Origin of the sequence: Alcaligenes sp. SORT26 (genome assembly GCF_017377875.1) — a bacterium.
In the GTDB taxonomy this organism is placed as follows: Bacteria; Pseudomonadota; Gammaproteobacteria; order Burkholderiales; family Burkholderiaceae_B; genus Alcaligenes; species Alcaligenes parafaecalis.
Map to the genome: position 1 here is coordinate 1,592,151 of NZ_CP070975.1, position 20,903 is coordinate 1,613,053.

At 55.7% G+C, this 20,903-nt stretch carries 18 protein-coding genes; 5 read left to right on the forward strand and 13 right to left on the reverse strand.

The genetic code is table 11. The annotated features are described in order from the left end of the window. Positions 1-10: 10 nt before the first annotated feature. The 6 genes from JYG33_RS07430 to JYG33_RS07455 all read right to left on the reverse strand — a co-directional run bounded on the left by JYG33_RS07430 (position 11) and on the right by JYG33_RS07455 (position 6,068). The gene (locus JYG33_RS07430) at positions 11-391 is read right to left on the reverse strand and encodes a VOC family protein (protein ID WP_207875342.1); all 381 of its coding nucleotides are present in this window, start codon (positions 389-391) and stop codon (positions 11-13) included. 88 nt (positions 392-479) lie between these two features. Continuing rightward, positions 480-2,126: a CTP synthase gene (locus JYG33_RS07435; RefSeq protein ID WP_207875343.1), complete on the reverse strand. Its 1,647-nt coding sequence runs from the start codon at positions 2,124-2,126 to the stop codon at positions 480-482. Between the two features lie 147 nt (positions 2,127-2,273). Then, positions 2,274-4,058, reverse strand: a complete 1,785-nt coding sequence (locus JYG33_RS07440) for an aminopeptidase P family protein (protein WP_207875344.1) — start codon at positions 4,056-4,058, stop codon at positions 2,274-2,276. 93 nt (positions 4,059-4,151) lie between these two features. Then, positions 4,152-4,805, reverse strand: coding sequence for a CoA transferase subunit B (locus tag JYG33_RS07445; protein WP_153230622.1), 654 nt, complete (start codon positions 4,803-4,805; stop codon positions 4,152-4,154). A gap of 19 nt (positions 4,806-4,824) precedes the next feature. Then, positions 4,825-5,523 (reverse strand): CoA transferase subunit A, encoded by a 699-nt coding sequence (locus JYG33_RS07450; protein ID WP_207875345.1) that lies wholly within the window; start codon positions 5,521-5,523, stop codon positions 4,825-4,827. Positions 5,524-5,645: 122 nt separating this feature from the next. Next, positions 5,646-6,068 (reverse strand): acyl-CoA thioesterase, encoded by a 423-nt coding sequence (locus JYG33_RS07455; protein WP_207875346.1) that lies wholly within the window; start codon positions 6,066-6,068, stop codon positions 5,646-5,648. 182 nt (positions 6,069-6,250) lie between these two features. Between JYG33_RS07455 and JYG33_RS07460 the strand changes: the two genes are divergently transcribed. Then, positions 6,251-7,897 carry an electron transfer flavoprotein-ubiquinone oxidoreductase gene (locus JYG33_RS07460; RefSeq protein ID WP_207875347.1) on the forward strand — a complete coding sequence of 549 codons (1,647 nt, stop codon included), beginning with the start codon at positions 6,251-6,253 and terminating at the stop codon, positions 7,895-7,897. Positions 7,898-7,977: 80 nt separating this feature from the next. Here JYG33_RS07460 and JYG33_RS07465 read toward each other — a convergent pair whose 3' ends face one another. From JYG33_RS07465 to JYG33_RS07475, 3 genes are all read right to left on the reverse strand, one after another. Continuing rightward, on the reverse strand, positions 7,978-8,868 hold the full coding sequence (locus tag JYG33_RS07465) for an EamA family transporter (protein WP_243430299.1): 891 nt from the start codon (positions 8,866-8,868) through the stop codon (positions 7,978-7,980). A gap of 163 nt (positions 8,869-9,031) precedes the next feature. After that, on the reverse strand, positions 9,032-11,017 hold the full coding sequence (acs, locus tag JYG33_RS07470) for an acetate--CoA ligase (protein WP_207875348.1): 1,986 nt from the start codon (positions 11,015-11,017) through the stop codon (positions 9,032-9,034). Positions 11,018-11,115: 98 nt separating this feature from the next. Then, on the reverse strand, positions 11,116-12,420 hold the full coding sequence (locus tag JYG33_RS07475; RefSeq protein WP_207875349.1) for an MFS transporter: 1,305 nt from the start codon (positions 12,418-12,420) through the stop codon (positions 11,116-11,118). A gap of 347 nt (positions 12,421-12,767) precedes the next feature. Here JYG33_RS07475 and JYG33_RS07480 point away from each other — a divergent pair, with 347 nt between their 5' ends. Next, complete coding sequence (locus JYG33_RS07480; protein ID WP_222666932.1) at positions 12,768-13,487, forward strand: C40 family peptidase; 720 nt, start codon at positions 12,768-12,770, stop codon at positions 13,485-13,487. A gap of 109 nt (positions 13,488-13,596) precedes the next feature. Here JYG33_RS07480 and JYG33_RS07485 read toward each other — a convergent pair whose 3' ends face one another. The 3 genes from JYG33_RS07485 to JYG33_RS07495 all read right to left on the reverse strand — a co-directional run bounded on the left by JYG33_RS07485 (position 13,597) and on the right by JYG33_RS07495 (position 16,677). Next, positions 13,597-13,932: a DUF2325 domain-containing protein gene (locus JYG33_RS07485; RefSeq protein WP_207875350.1), complete on the reverse strand. Its 336-nt coding sequence runs from the start codon at positions 13,930-13,932 to the stop codon at positions 13,597-13,599. 214 nt (positions 13,933-14,146) lie between these two features. Beyond that, positions 14,147-15,097, reverse strand: a complete 951-nt coding sequence (locus JYG33_RS07490) for a CysB family HTH-type transcriptional regulator (RefSeq protein WP_207875351.1) — start codon at positions 15,095-15,097, stop codon at positions 14,147-14,149. A gap of 86 nt (positions 15,098-15,183) precedes the next feature. Then, the gene (locus JYG33_RS07495; RefSeq protein ID WP_207875352.1) at positions 15,184-16,677 is read right to left on the reverse strand and encodes a CoA-acylating methylmalonate-semialdehyde dehydrogenase; all 1,494 of its coding nucleotides are present in this window, start codon (positions 16,675-16,677) and stop codon (positions 15,184-15,186) included. 165 nt (positions 16,678-16,842) lie between these two features. Between JYG33_RS07495 and JYG33_RS07500 the strand changes: the two genes are divergently transcribed. Then, the gene (locus JYG33_RS07500; protein WP_207875353.1) at positions 16,843-17,736 is read left to right on the forward strand and encodes a LysR family transcriptional regulator; all 894 of its coding nucleotides are present in this window, start codon (positions 16,843-16,845) and stop codon (positions 17,734-17,736) included. A gap of 66 nt (positions 17,737-17,802) precedes the next feature. On the opposite strand, the gene lptF is transcribed toward JYG33_RS07500, so the two are convergent. Beyond that, complete coding sequence (lptF, locus tag JYG33_RS07505; protein ID WP_207875354.1) at positions 17,803-18,912, reverse strand: LPS export ABC transporter permease LptF; 1,110 nt, start codon at positions 18,910-18,912, stop codon at positions 17,803-17,805. Positions 18,913-18,968: 56 nt separating this feature from the next. On the opposite strand from lptF, the gene JYG33_RS07510 reads away from it, so the two are divergent. Both JYG33_RS07510 and JYG33_RS07515 read left to right on the forward strand, forming a co-directional pair. Then, positions 18,969-20,462: a leucyl aminopeptidase gene (locus JYG33_RS07510; RefSeq protein WP_207875355.1), complete on the forward strand. Its 1,494-nt coding sequence runs from the start codon at positions 18,969-18,971 to the stop codon at positions 20,460-20,462. A 2-nt stretch (positions 20,463-20,464) separates the two neighbouring features. Further along, a complete protein-coding gene (locus JYG33_RS07515; RefSeq protein ID WP_207875356.1) occupies positions 20,465-20,890 on the forward strand; it encodes a DNA polymerase III subunit chi in 426 nt (141 codons plus the stop codon). The last annotated feature ends 13 nt before the right edge of the window (positions 20,891-20,903 follow it).

Consider the following 20,903-nt stretch of genomic DNA (forward strand, 5'->3'; position numbering starts at 1 on the left):
AGCATGCCTGTCAGCCCAATCGTTCGGAGATTTCGATCAGGTTCAAGTCCGGGTCGCGCACATAGACAGAGCGAATCGGGCCAGTAGCCCCCGTACGCTGCACCGGCCCTTCAATAATGGGCCAGCCTTGTGACTGCAAATGCTCGATTACCTGCTCCAGCGGAATGCTGGCGATAAAACACAGGTCCAGCGCCCCCGGCACCGGCAAATACGCCTTGGGCTCGAACTCCTGCCCGCGCACATGCAAATTGATCTTTTGCGAGCCAAAGCTGAAAGCAATCCGCCCTTGCCCAAAGACTTCCTGCTTCATACCCAACACGTGCGTATAAAAATGGGTGGTGGCTTGCGGGTCAGTACAGGTCAGCACCAAATGATCCAACTGTTCGATCATGCTTACTCCCAGGAAAGCGGGCAACACATTCTGTCACCCGGAATGAAAAAGCCCGCGTAGCGCGGGCCTTTTCAGTCATACCAAATTATCAAGCCGACTTTTTCTGGCGTTCCAGAGCCGCTTTGATATAGCTGGTAAACAGCGGATGGCCATCACGCGGGGTGGAGGTGAATTCCGGATGGAACTGCACGCCCATGAACCAGGGGTGATCTGGCAATTCCATGATTTCTGGCAGGTTCTCGGTAGGAGTACGAGCCGAAATCACCATGCCCACTTCTTCCAGACGTGGCACGTACAAGGTGTTGACCTCGAAACGGTGACGGTGACGTTCGTTCACTTCAGGGCCATAAATGGCTTCAGCACGCGAACCGGGTTTCACCGGGCAACGCTGGGCACCTTTACGCATGGTGCCGCCCAGATCGGAGGAACCGTCACGATGCTCAACCTTGCCTTCGCGGTCAGCCCACTCAGTAATCAGGGCGACAACGGGGTGCACGGCAGAGGGATCGAACTCGGTGGAGTTCGCACCCACCAGATTACCCACATTGCGAGCAAACTCGACCACGGCCAACTGCATGCCCAGGCAGATACCCAGGAATGGCACGCCGTTTTCACGAGCGTATTGAATGGCGCGAATCTTGCCTTCGGTACCACGCTTGCCAAAGCCGCCCGGCACCAGAATGGCATCCAGACCTTTCAGGCAATCCGTACCTTCGTTCTCGATAACCTCAGAATCCAGGTACTCGATATTGATACGGGTACGGGTGTGGATACCGGCGTGAACCAGGGCTTCGCTCAGCGACTTGTAGGATTCCGTCAGGTCTACGTACTTGCCGACCATACCGATACGCACTTCGTGCTCCGGATTTTCCAGGGCTTGTACCAGACGATCCCACATGGACAGATCCGCTGGTGGAGGCGACAGCGCCAGTGCATCACACACCAGGCTGTCCAGACCTTGCTTGTGCAGCATGGCTGGAATCTTGTAGATGGAATCCGCATCCCAAACCGAAATCACGGCGTCCATGGGCACGTTGGAGAACAGCGAAATCTTGGCCAGTTCGTCATCAGGAATGATGCGATCGGCACGGCACAGCAGAGCGTGAGGGTGGATACCGATTTCACGCAGTTTCTGTACGGAGTGCTGAGTAGGCTTGGTCTTGAGTTCACCGGCCGATGCAATGAACGGCACCAGTGTCAGGTGAACAAAAGCAGTGTTGTTGCGGCCCAGGCGCAGATTCATCTGGCGGGCAGCTTCCAGGAACGGTTGGGATTCGATATCACCCACTGTGCCGCCAATCTCGACGATGGCAACATCGGCTTCGCCATTGTAGGCAGCCTTGGCGCCACGAATGATGAAGTCCTGGATTTCGTTGGTGATGTGCGGGATAACCTGCACGGTCTTGCCCAGATAGTCGCCGCGACGCTCTTTGCGCAGCACGGATTCGTAAATCTGGCCCGTGGTGAAGTTGTTGACCTTGCGCATGCGAGCGGAAATAAAGCGCTCGTAGTGGCCCAGGTCCAGGTCGGTTTCCGCACCATCCTCAGTAACAAACACTTCACCGTGCTGGAAGGGGCTCATGGTGCCCGGATCTACGTTGATGTAGGGATCCAGCTTGAGCATGGTCACGCGCAGGCCGCGGGACTCCAGGATGGCAGCCAGGGATGCAGCCGCAATACCTTTGCCCAGGGAGGACACAACGCCTCCCGTTACGAATACATATTTGGTGGTCATTATAAAAGGCGCCTGAGGTCAAATCAGGCGATAGCGGGAAATTTGGATTATAACGGCAAGCGCCCATGCTTGGCGACCTGACAAGTGGCATTTCACAGCGGAAATACCACTTGCCTTGCAACTATTGACAACAGAGAGAGCTGGCGCTCAGATCGCTTGCGTCCTTTGCTCAAGCCACTTACGTGCATCACCCTGAACACGCGGCAAGAGGCGTTCACGCACTTGTTGATGATATTCATTGAGCCACTTGCGCTCGGCCACCGTCAGTAGTGCGGCATCTATACAACGCGTATCGATAGGACACAGGGTCAGGGTTTCAAAACGCAGAAACTGCCCATACTCGCTGCGCATGGCCGGGACAGCAGCGACCAGATTCTCGATCCGTATGCCCCACTGACCAGGACGGTACAGCCCGGGCTCATTGGACGTAATCATGCCAGCACGCATGGCCGAGTGCGGGCCGATGCGACCGCGCCAGGAAATGGACTGCGGGCCTTCGTGCACATTCATGAAGTAACCCACGCCGTGGCCGGTGCCGTGACCAAAGTCCAGGCCCTGCTCCCACAAAGGCTGACGAGCCAGCACATCAATTTGCTGACCGGCAATGCCTTCGGGAAACACCAGCATAGACAAGGACACCATGCCTTTGAGCACCAGCGTGAAATCACGAATCTGCTCGACAGATACCTGACCTACCGGCACCACACGGGTAATGTCGGTCGTCCCACCCTGATACTGCCCACCCGAATCGATCAACAGCAAACCATTACCATCAATGCGGGCATGCGACTGCTGGGTAGCCTGATAGTGCGGCATGGCACCATTGGCGTTATAGGCGGCAATCGTGCCAAAACTGGGGCTGACAAAGCCTTCCTGACGGGCACGGGCGGCGCAGATATGTTCATCCACATCCAGCTCATTCACTTCGCTTTGCTGTTCAAACCAGGCAAAGAACTCGCACAAGGCAGCGCCGTCTTTCTCCATGGTTTCGCGCACATGGTCCAGCTCGGCATCGGTCTTGCAGGACTTGAGCAATTGAGCGGGGTTGATGTACTCGACCACATTCAAATGGGCGGCCAACTGGGCGGCCCAGGCCGTGGTCCGGGCCATATCCAGCAGGATAGGCATGGACGCGGGCAAAGCGCGCATGAAGGAGGACAGCTCGGTATAGCCTTGCACCTGGACACCGTCCAGAGCTAGCGCTTCCTGAATACCTGCCGACAGTTTGTTGCTATCAACAAACAGGAACGCCTGATCCGGGCCAATCAGCAAGTACGACAAAAATACCGGGTTATAGGACACATCGCTGCCGCGCAGATTCAAGGTCCAGGCAATATCATCCAGTGCGCTGAGCAAATGCCAGTGAGCGCCCTGCTCCTGCATGGCGGCTCGGGTACTGTTCAGGTTTTCCTGACGAGTGCGGCAGGCAAAAGGAGGTAAATGCTCCACCACTTGGCCAACAGGCGCTGCAGGCCGGTCTGCCCAGATTGGACTGAGCAGATCGGCTTCCAGCACCCATTCCAGTTCCTGCTCTTGCGTGGCTTTTTTCCAGGCCAGCAAACTTTGCGCCGAGACCGACTGACTATCCAGGGCCACACGCGACTGGGCGGGCAGATTATTCGCCAGCCAGTCAGCCGGTTCAGGTACTCCAGCATCACCCGCACGTTGCAATTGAATGCCACTGCCCTCCAATTCCTTGGCTGCCTGCTCCCAATAGCGGCTATCGGTCCACAAACCGGCCCAATCTGCCGTCACTACCAAAAGGCCCGCCGAGCCCACAAAACCACTGAGCCATTGACGGCTCTTCCAGCGATCTGGCAGATATTCAGACAGATGGGGATCTGATGTAGGCCAAATGCTGGCCTGCACCGACTGAAATTGCATTTGTTCGCGCAGCGCCTGCAAGCGTGCGGTAACGGGGGTATGGGCCATGCCAACTTCCTTTACATAGACAGCGTTCACGCACCGATCAAACATAAAAAAAGCTCCGACTCGCGCCGAAGCTTTTTTAGCCAGAGAAACCGATCAGGCCACAGCGCTGACGTCCAGCGGGACGCCTGTCTTGGACTGAATGTACTCAAGGCTGACTTCTGGTGCCAACTCAAGCAACTTTAAACCATTTTCCGTCACTTCCATCACTCCCAGATCGGTAATGATGAGGTCAACCACACCCACGCCCGTCAGGGGCAAGGTGCAAGCAGGCAGAATTTTCAGGTCTTCAGTACCGTCTTTCTTGGTGGCTACATGCTCCATCAGAACCACGACGCGACCGACGCCAGCGACCAGATCCATGGCACCGCCCATGCCCTTGATCATCTTGCCGGGAATCATCCAGTTGGCCAGATCGCCCTTTTCCGACACCTGCATGGCACCCAGAATCGCAATATTGATCTTGCCGCCACGAATCATGGCAAACGAATCTGCCGAGGAAAAAATGGACGAGCCGGGCAAGGTGGTGATGGTTTGCTTGCCAGCGTTGATCAGGTCAGCATCAATCTTGTCCTCAGTTGGGAACGGGCCGATACCCAGCAAACCGTTTTCCGACTGCAGCCAGACCTCAATACCCGCAGGCACGTGGTTGGCAACCAGCGTAGGCAAACCGATACCCAGGTTGACGTAAAAGCCGTCCTGAAGCTCCAGAGCGGCGCGTGCCGCCATTTGATCTCTATTCCAAGCCATTATTATCTTGCCTCGCTAATCAGGAAGAACGAACGGTACGCTGTTCAATGCGCTTTTCGGGCTGGGCATTGAGCACGATACGGTGCACGTAAATGCCGGGCAAATGCACATCATCGGGGTCCAGGCTGCCGGTCTCGACAATTTCCTCGACTTCGACAATGGTGATTTTTCCTGCCATCGCCACGTTCGGGTTGAAGTTGCGTGCTGTTTTGCGGAACACCAGGTTGCCACTACGGTCGGCCTTGTAGGCTTTGACCAGCGACACGTCCGGCACCAGCGCCTCTTCCATCACATATTGTTGACCGTTGAACTCTCGGATTTCCTTGCCATCGGCCACGATGGTGCCCACACCCGTTGCGGTGAAAAAGGCCGGGATGCCCGCACCGCCAGCACGCAGCTTTTCAGCCAGCGTACCCTGGGGGGTGAAATCCAGTTCCAGTTCGCCCGCCAGATACTGGCGCTCAAACTCTTTGTTCTCGCCCACGTAGGAGGAAATCATCTTGCGGATCTGGCGCGTTTCCAGCAATTGCCCCAAACCAAAGCCATCCACCCCGGCATTATTGCTAATGCAGGTCAGGTTTTTGACTCCGCTATCGCGCAGCGCAGCAATCAGCGCTTCGGGGATTCCGCACAGGCCGAAACCACCCACTGCGACTGTCTGTCCGTCGGCAACGACTCCCTGCAACGCCTCCTTGGCGCTTGGATAGACTTTATTCAATTGACTCTCCAATGACTCTTTAATTGGCCTAAACAGCAAACTTTGTCCAATAATGCCGCTGCGCACCATTGGGCGCTATCAGGCATTCTACGACTTGACTATGCTTTCCGTATACGTAAAGCTTAACCCTGAAAAACCGAGTGTATCTGTTTACGCTCATCTTCGGTCCAAGGTTGTGAACCGCCTTGGGGGTTAATGGACACCAGCACGCAACGACCGCGCGCATAAATGACATCGGCTTGATTTGCATCACATACAAAGACTTCCAGCTCAATGCTGCTGCCACCGACCTTCAGCAATTTGTGCACAATCCGCACAGTGGCCGGATACAGGATCGAGCGCTGGAAATCCAGGCTGGCATGGGCCAGCACCCCGGTACGTGGTGAAGGTGGCACCATGCCCAGCTTCATCATTAACTGAACACGGGCTTCCTCGATATAGCGGAAGTAAACCGTATTGTTAACATGATTCATGGCGTCCAGATCACCCCAACGCACGGCAATATCAAAAGTGGCTCCAGCACCAGAATCTACAACTTGTGTCATTACATGCTCTCCTTACTGATATTTACTGATGTAGCCAGAGGCAGCCAGATACCGGCTTTTGCCGCTGAACTCAAAACGGGATTGCTCAGACTACAATACAATCGACCGTACGCACAGTACACGAATTTCACCCGCCAACAATCAAGAACAAAGCGCTAAGCCGTAATAGGAGATCAGCAGCAATGTCTGAACGTGAATCGATGGAATATGACGTTATTATCGTCGGCGCTGGCCCTGCAGGCCTGGCTACCGCGATACGTCTGAAACAGCTCGCCCAAGAAAAAGAACAAGAAATCAGCGTCTGTATCCTGGAAAAAGGCGCTGAAGTAGGCGCCCATATCCTGTCTGGCGCCGTGATGGATACGCGCGCCCTGGATGAACTGCTGCCCGACTGGAAAGCGCAAGGCGCCCCCATCTCGGTAGAAGTCACCGAGGACAAATTCCTTTTCCTGACCGAAAAAGGCGCACGCAGCACGCCCATGTGGTTGCTGCCTGACTGCTTTAAAAACCATGGCAATTACATTGTCCGCCTGGGCAATGTCGTGCAATGGATGGGGGAACAGGCCGAGGCCCTGGGCGTGGATATTTTCCCCGGCTTTGCCGCTGCCCACATTCTGTATGACGACAACGGTGCGGTACGCGGCGTCTTGACGGGCGATATGGGTGTGGCCCGTGATGGCACCCACACCGCCCACTACCAGCCCGGCATGGAATTGCTGGCGTCCTACACGATTTTTGCTGAAGGTTCACGCGGCCACCTGGGCCGTCAGTTGACTGAACGCTTCAAGCTGGACGAATCCCGCAATGCCCAAAGCTACGGCATTGGCATTAAAGAACTGTGGGAAGTGGACCCGTCCCAATCGCAGCCTGGCCTGGTGATTCACACCGCTGGTTGGCCGCTGGATTCGGATACCTACGGTGGCTCCTTCCTGTACCACCTGGATAACAATCTGGTCATGGTCGGTATGGTTGTAGGCCTGGATTACGCCAACCCCTGGTTGTCTCCCTTCGAGGAATTCCAGCGCTACAAAACTCACCCTGCCCTGCGTGCCACCTTTGAAGGCGGCAAGCGCATTGCTTACGGGGCTCGCTCCCTGACAGCGGGTGGTCTGCTGGCTCTGCCCAAGCTCAGTTTCCCCGGTGGTGCTCTGGTCGGTTGTGATGCCGGTTTCCTGAATGCCTCGCGCATCAAGGGCAGCCACGCCGCCATCAAATCCGGCTCCCTGGCCGCTGAAGCAGCCTTCGAGGCTTTGCAGGCTGGCCGCAAGCAAGACGAGTTGTCCCAATATGCAGAGGCATTCAAACAGTCCTGGCTGCATGCCGAACTGGACAAGGCCCGCAACTTCAAACAGTGGTTCAAGAAAGGCCGCTCGATTGCATCGGTCATGACCTTTGTGGAGCAAGGTCTGCTCAAAGGCAAAATGCCCTGGACCCTGCGTAATAACAAGCCTGATCACGCCTGTTTGCAGCCTGCCGCCGAGTGCGCACGTATCGACTATCCAAAGCCCGATGGCAAGATCACCTTCGACCGCCTGAGTTCCGTGTTTATTTCAAACACCAACCACGAAGAAGATGAACCTGTTCACCTGACGCTGAAAGATCCGTCCGTACCTGTGGCGGTGAACCTGGCTCGTTACGGTGGCCCGGAAGCCCGCTTCTGCCCCGCTGGCGTGTACGAGTTCATCAAGACGGAAACCGGCGACGACAAACTGCAGATCAATGCGCAGAACTGCGTACACTGCAAAACCTGTGACATTAAAGACCCGACCCAGAATATTGTCTGGGTGCCCCCTCAGGGTGGCGAAGGTCCGGTGTACAGCGGCATGTAAAAACAAATCTGGCCTTGGTGCAATCGCCAAGGCCAGATGTTTTTTTGCTGATAAAGAGCCACCCCAAACGGGTGGTTTTTTTATGCCTTGCGACGGGAGCGTGTCGGCCAGTTCACGACAAACAAGCCCAGAAGAATCAAGCCTGTACCCATCAGTTCCAACTGCGTTGGCCACTCATCCAGAATCAGCCAGGCCAACAGAACGGTCAAAGCAGGCACGCCCAGACTGGACATTCCGGCCAGGGTTGCACTGACCCGGCTGACCACCGCCATCCATAGCAGCCAACCCACTCCGGTGGCGATAATCCCCAAATACAGCACACCGCTGAACATCTGCCATTCCATCACAATGGGACGCTGGGGAATCAGGAAACTCAAAGGCAGCACAATCACAATACCCAAAAGGCACTGCCACACTGTGGCATTTAGCAGCTCCACTCGGTGACGCTCAAATAGCTGCTTGGAGAAAACCGCCCCCAAGGCCCAGCTCACGCCACTCAAGGTCGCCAGAACGGAACCGAGTATGCCGCCCATCCCTTCCCAAGGCGCGATCAGGAGCATCAACCCCAGGATGGCAGGCACCATGCCCATAATGTGGCGTTTTTGGGGACGTTGGCCCAACATGGGCCAGGACAAGAGCAAAATCCAGATCGGCATGGTGTAGGCCAGAGCCACCATTTTCCCTGCTCCACCAGCCTGCAAGGAAAACTGGCTCAGCAACTGGAAACCAGTGGTCTGAAAAATGGCGACGCCCAGACTCAGCTTCCAGGGTGTAGGCCGTAAATGCCCGCCTTTAAGACGCAGCACCAGCCATAAAAAAACGAATGCCACCGCATAGCGGGCTGCAATCAGATCGACTGGCCCAATGTAGACGGTCATCGCCTTCATCACGACCCAGCTCATGCCCCAGGTCAGTACCACCAAGCCCATCAGCGCCAAAGCGCCCCTGTCTGCCTGCTGTTCCCCGCTCAAACCTTTCCCCTTTTTTTGAATTCTTGGACCGATGTTTTGGCCACGGACTCAATGCTAGGCTAATTCCACATCGAGCAGGTTTTCAGTAACAAAATAATCAAAGGAAATAAAAAAACCCTGGCTCCGAAAAGAAACCAGGGTCAAACAGGAACTACCAAAAAATTTAGTGTGCTTCGGATAACTGATCCAGAATGGCTGGATTTTCTAGTGTGGAAACGTCTTGGGTGATAGGTTCGTTATTGGCGACAAAGCGCAGCAAACGACGCATGATCTTGCCCGAACGTGTCTTGGGCAGGTTTTCACCAAAGCGGATTTCACGTGGTTTGGCGATAGGACCAATTTCCTTGCCCACCCAGTTACGCAGCTCGGCGGCAATCTTGTCGGCTTCTGCGCCCGAGGGCAGATCACCATTCAGCACCACAAAGGCCACAATAGCTTCACCGGTGGTCGGATCTGGCTTGCCGACAACAGCGGCCTCCGCCACCAGCGGGTGTGCCACCAGGGCCGATTCCACTTCCATGGTGCCCAGGCGGTGACCGGATACGTTCAGCACGTCATCGATACGGCCCATGACCCAGAAGTAGCCATCCGCATCACGCTGTGCACCGTCACCAGCCAGGTAATAGCCTTTCAGCTCGGGTGGGAAGTAGCTTTTCACGAAACGGTCGGGATCGCCCCAGATGGTGCGAATCATATTGGGCCACGGTTTGCGAATGACCAGGAAACCACCATTGCCACGTTCAGCTTCGCCACCCACTTCGTCCACAATGGCCACGTCCATGCCGGGGAACGGCAGACCGCAAGAACCGGGTTTCAGGGGTGTTGCACCAGGCAGAGGGGTAATAACGTGACCGCCGGTTTCTGTCTGCCACCAGGTATCCACAATGGGGCAACGCTCGCGACCCACGTTCTTGTAGTACCACATCCAGGCTTCGGGGTTGATAGGCTCACCCACCGAACCAATGATGCGCAAGGTATCCAGATTGTATTGCTTGGGGTGAATGGCCTCGTCCGCTTCGGCCGCCTTGGTCAGCGAACGAATAGCGGTCGGTGCGGTGTAGAACACCGTTACGCCGTGACGCTCAATCATGTTCCAGAAACGGCCTGCATCCGGGTAAGTGGGCACGCCTTCAAACACGACTTGCGTCACGCCAGCAGCCAGAGGGCCGTAGGTGATGAAGGTGTGGCCGGTTACCCAACCGATGTCGGCGGTACACCAGAACACATCGCTGTCTTTGGCGTCGAAGGTCCACTGCACGCTCAGCATGGCACCCAGCAGATAACCTGCCGAGGAGTGCTGCACGCCTTTGGGTTTGCCGGTGGAGCCAGAGGTGTACAGAACAAACAGAGGGTGTTCTGCATTCACGGACACGGCGGGGCAATCGCTGCTTTGACCCTTGACGGCATCTTCCCACCACAGGTCACGACCTTCGTGCCAGGCAACAGGACCGCCTGTGCGCTTGTACACGATGACGTGACGCACGGCTTCGCAGTCGCCGCCGCTCAGGGCTTCGTCAACCGCATTTTTCAGAGGAATGGCACGGCCACCACGACGCTGTTCGTCAGCCGTAATAACCAGGCTGGCGCCTACGTCCACAGCGCGCTCGTGCAAGCTCTTGGCCGAGAAACCACCAAACACGACGGAGTGGGTAATACCCAAACGGGCACATGCCTGCATGGCCACAATGGCTTGCACCGACATGGGCATATAGATCAGGGCGCGTTCGCCGGTTTTGTAGCCCAGGGCTTTCAAACCATTGGCAAACTGACAAACTTGTTCGTACAGCTCGCGGAAGGTCACTTTAGTGACTTCACCACCGTCGGCTTCAAAAATCAGCGCGGTTTTGTTTTCGGTGGGAGTGCCCAGGTGCTTGTCCAGACAGTTGGCCGAGACGTTCAGCTCGCCATCATGGAACCACTTGTAAAACGGGGGCTTGCTGTCGTCCAGAACCTGAGTGAAAGGCTTGGTCCAGACCAAACGATCGCGGGCCAACTCCGCCCAGAAGCCGGGATTGTCCTGCTCGGCTTTCTGGCAAAGTTCCTGGTAGGCCGCCATGCCAGCAATGCTTGCTTCGCGTTCCAGCTTGGGGAACACGGGAAAGACTCGGCTTTCCGACAGGACGGATTCAATAGACGTTGGACCGCTCATGGTGTTGGCTCCTTTATTTTCCAGATTTGGTGTTTTTTATGGGCTGTGCATAGGACAACCCAGCTTAATTTTATATAAACGTAACGCGCCTTACTTACTCAATCCTGACAACTGAGATTGGCTTGATTCTTGGCCAAAATGCCACGTTCAAAATTCAAACGCGACAGGATCAGCAGACCGGCCAGAAAGAACAAACCAGTGCATGCCAAGGCCAAACGATGGTTGCCACCACTGAGCCAGGTCACCAGACCGTAAGACAGCGGACCACATACAGCGGCCAGTTGAATCGCGAAGGTCCACAAGGCAAAAAACTCGGCCAGACGGCTTTTCGGCGCCAGCAAACCCACCATTGCCCGGCCCGCACTTTGGCTACTTCCTATACACAAGCCCGCAACGGCAGCCGCCGCCCAGAAACCCGCCAGTGATCGTGTGCTGACTGCAATGGTCACCATCACCAGCCAGGCACATAAGGTCAGCGCCAGCGCTCGGCGATGGCCGATGCGATCTTGAATATGTCCAAACAGCAAAGCCCCCACTGCCGCCGCAATATTCACGGTGAAAATCAGCGTCATGGTTTGCGCCATCGTGAAACCCATAGCCTCGGTCGCATAGACGGCGGACAAAGTAATAATGACGGCAATCCCGGCCTGATAGGCAGCACCGCACAGCAATAAGGTGCGGAAGTCGGGAAAATGCTGATGCACATCGCGCGCCGACGCAATCAAACGGGACAGCATCCCTTGCTGCTTTGCTCCGCTAGGCGCGCTGCGCTCCCGCAAAAACAGAAAGGATGGCAAGGCAGACAAGGCAAACAGAGTGGCGGTAATCAGGGCAATACCCGGCACGTACTCCTGAGCCGTCCAGCCCTGCGAGGTCGCCCAGGTCAGAAAAGCCAAAGACAGGCCCAAGGCCAACATGCCACCAAAATAGCCAAAACCCCAGCCCCAACCCGAGACCCGACCCAAGGCTTCAGGCCGGGCGATTTCCGGCAAGAAAGCGCCGATGATGGACTCGCCTATGCAGTAGCAATAATTGGATAAAGCGATGAAAACCAGAGCCCAGACAATGTCATTGGGACCGGCCCAATACAGCATCACCGTAGCCAACACACAACCTATGGTGCTGCTAAACAAAAGCCGCCTTTTGCCTTGACGTGCATCGGCTTTTGCACCGAGCCCAGGCATGGTCAACATGATGCTTAAATAAGAAGCAGACAAAGCCAAGGTCCACGCCAAGGTAGCCCAACTGCGGCCTTCGGCGATAACGCCCACAAAATACGCGCTATAGACACTGGTCAAAATGACGGTGGTGTAGCCAGAGTTTGCGAAATCATACATAGCCCAGGCCCACAACTCGCGCAGCCGAACTCCCTCGTTTAGGGCTTTCCCTAGGGCTTGTCCCATAAATCGCATCATTCAATCCCTATAAATAGTAAAACTTCGCTCTATTTCGCTTATTTTCCGGCAAATCACCAACAAGAGCACTGGACCCATGTACAGAGCCTGAAAACCGCTGCCGACTGCACTTTGAAACAGTATGATTCAATCGCAAAATACCCTGCCACAATGCTTTACGGTGCAATTATCATCCGGTACACTGCCTAGCAATTCAACGTACAGCAACGCCCGGCAAGGTATGCGCTTTTAGCCATACTTACAGCCCTGATACCCATCAATTGCTGCTAATTTCAGCAAAAATAGGCATCAAGGTTGTGCTGCTGCCCACCAAGTCCTTAAAAAAGCCCTGGTTCATGCCGCCACATTACCTGAATCCACCTGCACTTTTGCACATTACCTATCGCAGCGCCAAGTATCTTTTGTTAGCTGGCGCGCTAGCTCTGACAGGGTGTGCCACCACTGGAACTCAACAGTCCAGCCAGGACAAAGATCGTGCGGAACTGGATCACGGCTATTACGCCGATTACGAATTCCAGACCGAGTCCGACCCGCTGGGTACTTACCTGGCCAACCGCGCTCGTAACGACATCAATATTGCTTACAGCAGCGATCGTCGCCAGGGGCGTACCGAAAGCCGCAGTAGCCAAGGTTCTTCCTCTACTCATGGCCTTGCCAACGCCGCCCTTAACTTTCTGGGCGTGAAGTACAGTTTTGGTGGCGACGCCCCCAGCACTGGCTTCGATTGCAGCGGCCTGGTGTCCTACGTGGCTGAAAAGTCCCTGGGTTTAAAACTGCCCCGCCAATCCAAAGATATTGCCAAAGAAGGCACCTCGGTTAACCGTAGCGAGCTGCGCAAAGGCGACCTGGTCTTCTTCAATACCCGTGGCGCTCGTTTCTCTCACGTAGGCATTTACCTGGGCGATGACAAATTTGTCCACGCTCCTCGCACGGGTGCCGTTGTACGCGTCGAGAACATGGAAGTCGGTTACTGGAAAAAACGCTATAACGGCGCACGCCGCCTGGCCGCTGCCGATACGCAGCAGTCCGAAACGCGTCTGCGCAGCGTCAAGTAAGACTGCCCTGCTGCCATTTAAGCAGCCCACAAAAAAGCCACTGTTATGAAACAGTGGCTTTTTTTATCGGTAAAGATTCCTTCTTGCCCCAGTAAGTCATGCAGCCAGTCTAGTGGCTCTTGGTCTTACCGAGCGGACAAGATTCACAATAACCGCACTGGGTTAAAGCTTGCTTCATGCTACAAACCGAGCGACGGCAGGCGACCACTCGAATACCGGACTTCAAGGCAGCAGCACGGAATGTTTTCATGACGTTGTGACCGAGGAAGTCAGTCAGCAAAATCAGCAAATCGGTGCCGGAAGGCAACTGCAGGGTTTTTTTCTGATGAGCAGGATCACGCCCGCTAATATGGTGTTTGATCGAGATATTGTGGATCTTGAGCAAGTCGGGAATATTACCCAGACGGTCTGCTCCAACCACGACAGCACTGACATATTGAGACACGGGAAGCTCCATTGGCTAAGAAAGTTGGATAATGATAATCATTCTTATTATCATAGTCAATTGAGTCGATAGCTTGTTTCAATTTTTACTTATAGCCTTTCTCAATAAGTCCTTCAGCGCTCAAGAAAGGCACTCCAAACGCCCCAACAACAAGGGCCACCGTGATACCACGGTGGCCCTTGTTTCTACCCAAACAGGTGCTGTGAATACCGCCTTACAGCGAGCCACTACCCTGTTTTTCGTCCAGAGCGCTTAGCACGACATCCCGGGTCAATTCCGGTGCCAGCATCTCCAGCAATTCAAAAATATAGTCACGCAGGAAGGCACCGGCTTTCACCGCCACCTTGGTATGGTGAGCACCGAACAAATGCCCCGCTGGCAAGCCCACCAGGCCCTTGTCACGGCGTGGATCAAACGCAATCCCCGCGATGATGCCAATCCCCAGGCCTACGTCCACATAGGTCTTGATCACGTCAGCATCAATGGCCTCCAGCACGATGTCCGGAGTGATCCCGTGTTTGGCAAAGGCCTCATCAATCGAACCTCGACCCGAGAATGCGTGGTCATAGGTGACGATGGGATATTGCGCCAGGGTTTCAATGGATAGCTGTTTGTTGGCAGGCAGATCCGCCAGGGGGTGATCGGGTTTGACCACCACCGTGTGCTCCCAGGTGTAGACCGGCAAAGCCACCAGGCCCGGCGTCAAGGCCAGGGTCTCGGTAGCAATCGCCACGTCAGCCTGTTCATGAATCACCATCTGGGCCAGCACCGGCGGGCTGCCTTCGGCCAAGGACATATGTACCTTGGGAAAGCGGCGGCGGAACTCGGGGATCACCTTGGGCAGCAAATATCGTGCCTGGGCGTGCGTACAAGCAATCACCAGGGTGCCTTCATCGCGGCGGGCGAAGTCGTCGCTGACGCGCTTGAGGTTATCGATCTCGCGCATGATGCGGTCAATCACCTCGGCGACGGCTTCTCCCGGTCGAGTCAGGCCCTTGATGCGTTTACCATGACGTTCAAAAATCTTGATGCCCAGCTCATCTTCAAACTCGATGATCGCTTTGGATACTCCCGGCTGGGAGGTATACAAGGAACGAGCGGCTTCAGTCAGATTGAAGTTACGTCGGATGGTCTCTCGGACAAAGCGGAATTGTTGAATATTCATATGTTAATAGCCCCAGGTACAGGGCTATTATATGTAATAAGAAACGCTCCGCTTATTGCATTAAGTTATATATTTAGATTGAACGATTACGTCATGCTGATTGTTGTATTCATCGTATTGGCATGAGCCTGCCAACGAGCCGTCACGGTTTTGGTCTGTGTCCAGAACTGAACGGCTTGTTTGCCGTTTGGACCCAGATCGCCCAGCTTGGAAGCACGCGAGCCCGTGAAGCTGAACCAGGCCACAGGCACAGGGATGGGGATGTTGATACCAATCTGGCCCACATCAATACGGTTCTGGAAGTAACGTGCATGGCCACCGTCCTGCGTAAAGATGGACACACCATTGCCGTTGGGGTTGCGGTTGATGAACTGCACCGCTTCTTCCAGGGTGTTGACGCGCACAATGCAGAGCACAGGCCCGAAGATTTCTTCTTCGTAAATGCGCATCTCGGCTTTCACATCGCTAAAGACGGTAGGACCGACGAAGTTGCCACTTTCATAGCCGGACACTTTGACGCCACGGCCATCCAGCAAGAGCTTGGCTCCTTCCTGTACACCGGCTTCAATCAAGGATTCCACACGCTGGCGAGCGCGTGGCGAGACCAGTGGTCCCAAATCAGCCTGACGGTCCGTACCTACATTGACCTTCATGGTGGCGGCGCGTTTGACCAGCTCATCAATCCACTCACCGCTTTCACCCACCATCACTGCGACCGAAATCGCCATGCAGCGCTGACCGGCTGCACCAAAGGCCGCACCCAGCAGTTGGTTAATCGCCACATCGCGATCGGCATCAGGCATCACGATGCAGTGGTTCTTGGCACCCATCATGGCTTGCGAACGCTTGCCAGCTTCAGTGGCGCGACGGTGAATCTCGGTCCCGACGGCGGTCGAACCAATAAAGGAAACGGCTTTCACTTCTGGGTGGGTCACCAGGGCATTGGCGATATCAGCACCGCCATGCACCACGTTCAGCACACCTGGAGGCAGACCCGCTTCCAGAGCCAGCTCGGCCAACATCAGGCTGGCGCTGGGATCTTGCTCGGAAGGCTTGAGCACGAAGGTATTACCGCAAGCCACGGCCAGCGGGAACATGAAGCAAGGCAGCATCACGGGGAAGTTGAAGGCCGTCACGCCTGCACACACGCCCAAGGGCTGGATCAGGGTGTAGACATCAACACCGCCCGCGGCGTTTTCTGCGTATTCGCCCAACTGCATCGAGGCAATTGAACACGCGTATTCGATCACTTCCAGACCACGGCCCACTTCGCCCTCAGCATCAGGCATGGTTTTGCCGTGCTCACGCGAAATGGCTTCAGCCAGCTTGGTGCTGTTCTCGCGCACCAGGCGCTGCAGATTCAGCATGACGCGCATGCGAGCGCCCTGGCTGGAATGGCGCCAGCTTTCATAGGCTTTGGCCGAGCTGGCAATAATGGTCTCCAGCTCTTCCATCGTGGCGTAAGGCACTTGGGCTACCACTTCCTGGGTGGCTGGATTGAGCACATCGTCCCAACGGGTGCTCTTGGATTGAACATGTTGTCCATCGATCAGCAAAGGTACACGAACCACTTCCGTCATAGCATGTCTCCAATGAATTGCTCAGGCGGCTAAGCCTTGTTTGTTATCCCACTTGTATGAGGGTTCTCATCGAGTGTAGAAGCCTCAAGACCCGTTTACCATGTTGAAAAATGCACAGGAGCTGGGCATTTATGCACAAGTCTTTTTCAAGGCGGGCTCATCAGGATGGACTGGGATAATCTGCGTTATTTTCTGGAAGTGGCTCGCTGCCAACGGATCAGCGTGGCAGCCCAACGGCTGGGGGTGCAGCACAGCACGGTCGCCCGCCGTATCCAGGCCCTGGAACAGGAACTGGGTTTACGCCTGTTTCATAAGTCCACCGTCAGCGGCTATAGCCTGACCAGCGAGGGGCAGAATCTTCAACAACGTATGGAGCCGGTGGAATGCCGCTTGCTGGCGGCTCGGGATGCGATTACTGGCAAGGCACGGCCTTTGACCGGCAAGCTGCGTCTGGGTTGTACCGAAGCCTTTGGCAGTTATGTTCTGACGCCTTTATTAAGCATTTTTCAGACTCAGTACCCGGAGCTGACTTTAGAGCTGCTGCCCGTCCCCCGCCCGATCAGCCTGTCTCGCCGCGACGCGGATTTGGCGATTGCACTGGAGCGCCCCCAACGTGGGCCGTACTGGTGTACGCGCCTGGCGGATTACAGCTTGCGGCTCTATGCACATCAGGACTATCTGAATGTCCACCCGCCTATCGAAAACGTGCAGGATTTGTCCCAGCATCGCTTTATTGCCTATGTGGATGATCTGGTGTTCAGCGACAGCCTGCGCTATCTGGAAGAAATCGTCAGATCAGCCGCTGTGCGCTTTCGTAGTACCAGCGTGATTGCGCAGTACCAGGCTACCTTGCAGGGGCAAGGGATTGCTGTGCTGCCCTGCTTTCTGGCGAAAACCGATCCTCGTCTGCGCTGCGTTTTGCCGAATGAGGTGGAACTGCGACGCCGTTTCTGGATGTTCTGCCATGAAGAGCAGCGTCAAAACCCTAGCCTGACCCGGCTCTGGCATTTTCTGAAGCAGTCGGTGGAAGAGCGGCAAGACCTGCTGGATGGAGCTTAAGCCGCCAAACCGATCAACAAGTCATTCGACAGGAACAAAAAAGGGGCTGAATGCCCCTTTTGCCGATCAAGTTGTTGCTGGCGGTTTCGGTGCCTTGATGCGCAATTTACGCCACATCATGAAGACCATGATCAGCAGGAAGACCGCGTGGACCAGCCACAAACCGATCTCGAAGCCCAATTGCCCGTTACGGATCCAGCCACGCGACAGGTTGATCAGGTTCATGTAGAGCAGACCCACCAGACCGGCCACCAGAATATTACCGGAGCGGCCCATACGCGGGTTCACCGCCCCCAGGGGAATAGCCAGCAATGCCAGATTCAAGGCTGCCAACGGCAAGGCCACGCGCCACATGATTTGCGAGCGCGCCTCGGCATCGTCATCATTGAATAACAAGGTCGTTTGACGCGCCTTGATCTGCTGTTCAGCACGGGCACGGATAGTTTCGGCGGTGTTACCTGCATCACGGCTTTCCAGCCGCATGCCATAGCTTTCAAAGTCCACCATGCGGAACTCGGCCTGGCCAGGCTTCAAGTCGTAGCGATGGCCTTCACTCAAAACCAGGAAGCGGTCGCCATTGGGCTGCTCTTCCATGCGGGCGCTTTGCGCTGTCACAATGCTTAGCCATTGCGGGTCAATCACGCGGGCAATGACATTACCCAGCTCATCGCCGTCTTTCTCGGGCGAATCTGCATAAAACACGCGGGCACCGTCGTCAGACTCGATAAACTGCCCGGCGGTGACTTTGCTCAGATCGGAACGCTGCTCAAAACGCTGACGGTACTCGGCAATCTGGCGATACGCCCAGGGAGAAGCCTGCAAGGTCAGGACGGCAATCAGGATGGCTGTCGGCACCGCGCACTGCAACACAGGCGTTACCCAGTTTTTCAGGGACAGGCCACTGGCAAACCAGACCACCATTTCAGACTCCCGAAAACTGCGCGTCACGGTCGTCAGCACGGCAATAAACAGGGAAACGGCCAAAATGATCGGCAAAGCGGTAATACTGGAAAAGGCGGCCAGACCCAGCACCACATCAGGCCCAATCGTGCCGTTGGCCGCTTCGCCTAACAAACGCACCAGAAGTACACTAAGCCACACAATCAGCAAAGTGGACAGTACAACGCCACTGTGACTTAAGATTTCGGATACCGCAGAGCGTTTAAATAGAGACATATGAGAATTTGCGAGATAATCGCAGGTACGATTTGCGACACACTGAGGATAGTTGAATGGAATTTAGCACACAGACATCCGCTTCTTTGCACCAAATTAAGACAGCCGCGCTAGGCGTGGGCGTCTTTGCCGAGGGCATTCTAAGCCCCGCAGCGGAACTTATCGACCGCGCCAGTAACGGAGCTGTGAGCGCTGCCGTCAAAGCCGAGTTTAAAGGCAAGCCTAACACCCATCTGGTGCTGCGCAATCTGCCTGGTATTAAGGCCGAACGCGTTATTTTAGTCGGCTTAGGCGCTCAAGAGGAATACAAAGCAGCAACTCATACGCAAGCACAAGCTTGCCTGGCTGCTTATTGCCTCAAGGCTGACCTGAAAGAAGCCGTTTCCACCCTGGCCAGCATCGATTGTAAAGGCACCACCTTGCGCAGCCGCGCACAGGATGCTGCCGTGGCAGTATGCCGCGCCAGCTACCGCTACACGGCCACGTTCAGCAAGCCAGAACCCGCTCCTCAACTGAGCCAGTTCCTGCTGTGGACAGCCCGCACACAAGCCAGCGAAGCCAAGGCTGGTCTGGAACAAGGCCAGGCCATTGGTAACGGTGTGAACCTGACCCGCCTGCTGGCTGACCTGCCCGGCAATATCTGCACCCCTACCTACCTGGGCAAGACCGCCAAGCAGTTGGCCAAAGAATTCAAGACGCTGAAAGCCGAAGTGCTGGAGCGCAAGCAGATTGAAGCCCTGAAAATGGGTTCTTTCCTGTCGGTAGCCAAAGGCTCGGACGAGCCACCTGCCTTCATCGTGCTGCGCCACACACCGAACACCAAGACCAAACACGAGGACGGCCCTATCGTTCTGGTCGGTAAAGGTCTGACATTTGACTCGGGTGGTATCTCCATCAAGCCAGCCGGCAATATGGACGAGATGAAGTACGACATGGGCGGTGCTGCCAGCGTTCTGGGCACCATGCGCGCCATTGCCGAACTGAATATCGACCGTGAAGTCATTGCTGTAGTCGCATCGTGCGAAAACATGCCCAGCGGCAGCGCCAACAAACCCGGCGACGTCGTGACCAGCATGTCCGGCCAGACCATCGAAATTCTGAACACGGACGCGGAAGGCCGCCTGGTTCTGTGCGATGCCCTGACCTATGTCGAGCGTTTCAAACCTGCTGCTGTCATCGATATGGCCACCCTGACCGGCGCTTGCGTGGTCGCTTTGGGCCACATCAACAGCGGTCTGTTCTCCACCGACGACGAACTGGCTGAAGAGCTGCTGCAAGCAGGCAAGCAAACGGGCGACACCGCCTGGCGCATGCCTATGGACGACGCCTATCAGGAACAACTACGCTCGAACTTTGCGGATATGGCCAATATTGGTGGCCCACCCGCCGGTTCGGTCACCGCCGCTTGCTTCCTGGCCCGCTTCACCAAGGCCTACCGTTGGGCTCACCTGGACATCGCAGGCACCGCCTGGCGTGGTGGCAAGGACAAGGGCGCCACTGGCCGTCCCGTGCCTTTGCTGGTTCAGTACCTGCTTAATCAGTGTCGCTAAGCATGACGACCCGCGTCGACTTCGCTTTCGGCGCACCAGATCGTTTGCGCATGGCCTGCGAGGTCGTGCGCAAGCACTACGAGGCGGGCCGTCAGGTGGTGGTGTATCTGTCCGATGCCCGCCAACTGGCCCGTTTCGACCGTCTGCTCTGGGGTTTTGAATCCACGGCGTTTGTACCCCATGTGGGTGTGGAAGACCCCCTGGCAGCCAGTACCCCTATTTTGCTGACCAGTACGGCCCCTGTGCCCTCCGGTGAGCAAAGCTGGCTATTGAATCTGGATGCCCAATGCCCACCCGGTTTTGAACAATTCCCACGAATTTTGGAAATTGTGTCTGAACGGGAAGCCGACCGTACCCAGGCTCGCGAACGCTGGCGTGTGTACCAGACACAGGGCTGCCAAGTGCATGCTCATAAACTGGGGGCTTGAATAATAAAGAAGA

Coding starts and splice junctions, on each gene's coding strand:
- JYG33_RS07430 (WP_207875342.1), bottom strand. CDS start 391: ATGATCGAACAGTTGGATCATTTGGTGCTGACCTGTACTGACCCGCAA.
- JYG33_RS07435 (WP_207875343.1), bottom strand. CDS start 2,126: ATGACCACCAAATATGTATTCGTAACGGGAGGCGTTGTGTCCTCCCTG.
- JYG33_RS07440 (WP_207875344.1), bottom strand. CDS start 4,058: ATGGCCCATACCCCCGTTACCGCACGCTTGCAGGCGCTGCGCGAACAA.
- JYG33_RS07445 (WP_153230622.1), bottom strand. CDS start 4,805: ATGGCTTGGAATAGAGATCAAATGGCGGCACGCGCCGCTCTGGAGCTT.
- JYG33_RS07455 (WP_207875346.1), bottom strand. CDS start 6,068: ATGACACAAGTTGTAGATTCTGGTGCTGGAGCCACTTTTGATATTGCC.
- JYG33_RS07460 (WP_207875347.1), top strand. CDS start 6,251: ATGTCTGAACGTGAATCGATGGAATATGACGTTATTATCGTCGGCGCT.
- acs (WP_207875348.1), bottom strand. CDS start 11,017: ATGAGCGGTCCAACGTCTATTGAATCCGTCCTGTCGGAAAGCCGAGTC.
- JYG33_RS07475 (WP_207875349.1), bottom strand. CDS start 12,420: ATGGGACAAGCCCTAGGGAAAGCCCTAAACGAGGGAGTTCGGCTGCGC.
- JYG33_RS07480 (WP_222666932.1), top strand. CDS start 12,768: ATGCCGCCACATTACCTGAATCCACCTGCACTTTTGCACATTACCTAT.
- JYG33_RS07490 (WP_207875351.1), bottom strand. CDS start 15,097: ATGAATATTCAACAATTCCGCTTTGTCCGAGAGACCATCCGACGTAAC.
- JYG33_RS07495 (WP_207875352.1), bottom strand. CDS start 16,677: ATGACGGAAGTGGTTCGTGTACCTTTGCTGATCGATGGACAACATGTT.
- JYG33_RS07500 (WP_207875353.1), top strand. CDS start 16,843: ATGGACTGGGATAATCTGCGTTATTTTCTGGAAGTGGCTCGCTGCCAA.
- lptF (WP_207875354.1), bottom strand. CDS start 18,912: ATGTCTCTATTTAAACGCTCTGCGGTATCCGAAATCTTAAGTCACAGT.
- JYG33_RS07510 (WP_207875355.1), top strand. CDS start 18,969: ATGGAATTTAGCACACAGACATCCGCTTCTTTGCACCAAATTAAGACA.
- JYG33_RS07515 (WP_207875356.1), top strand. CDS start 20,465: ATGACGACCCGCGTCGACTTCGCTTTCGGCGCACCAGATCGTTTGCGC.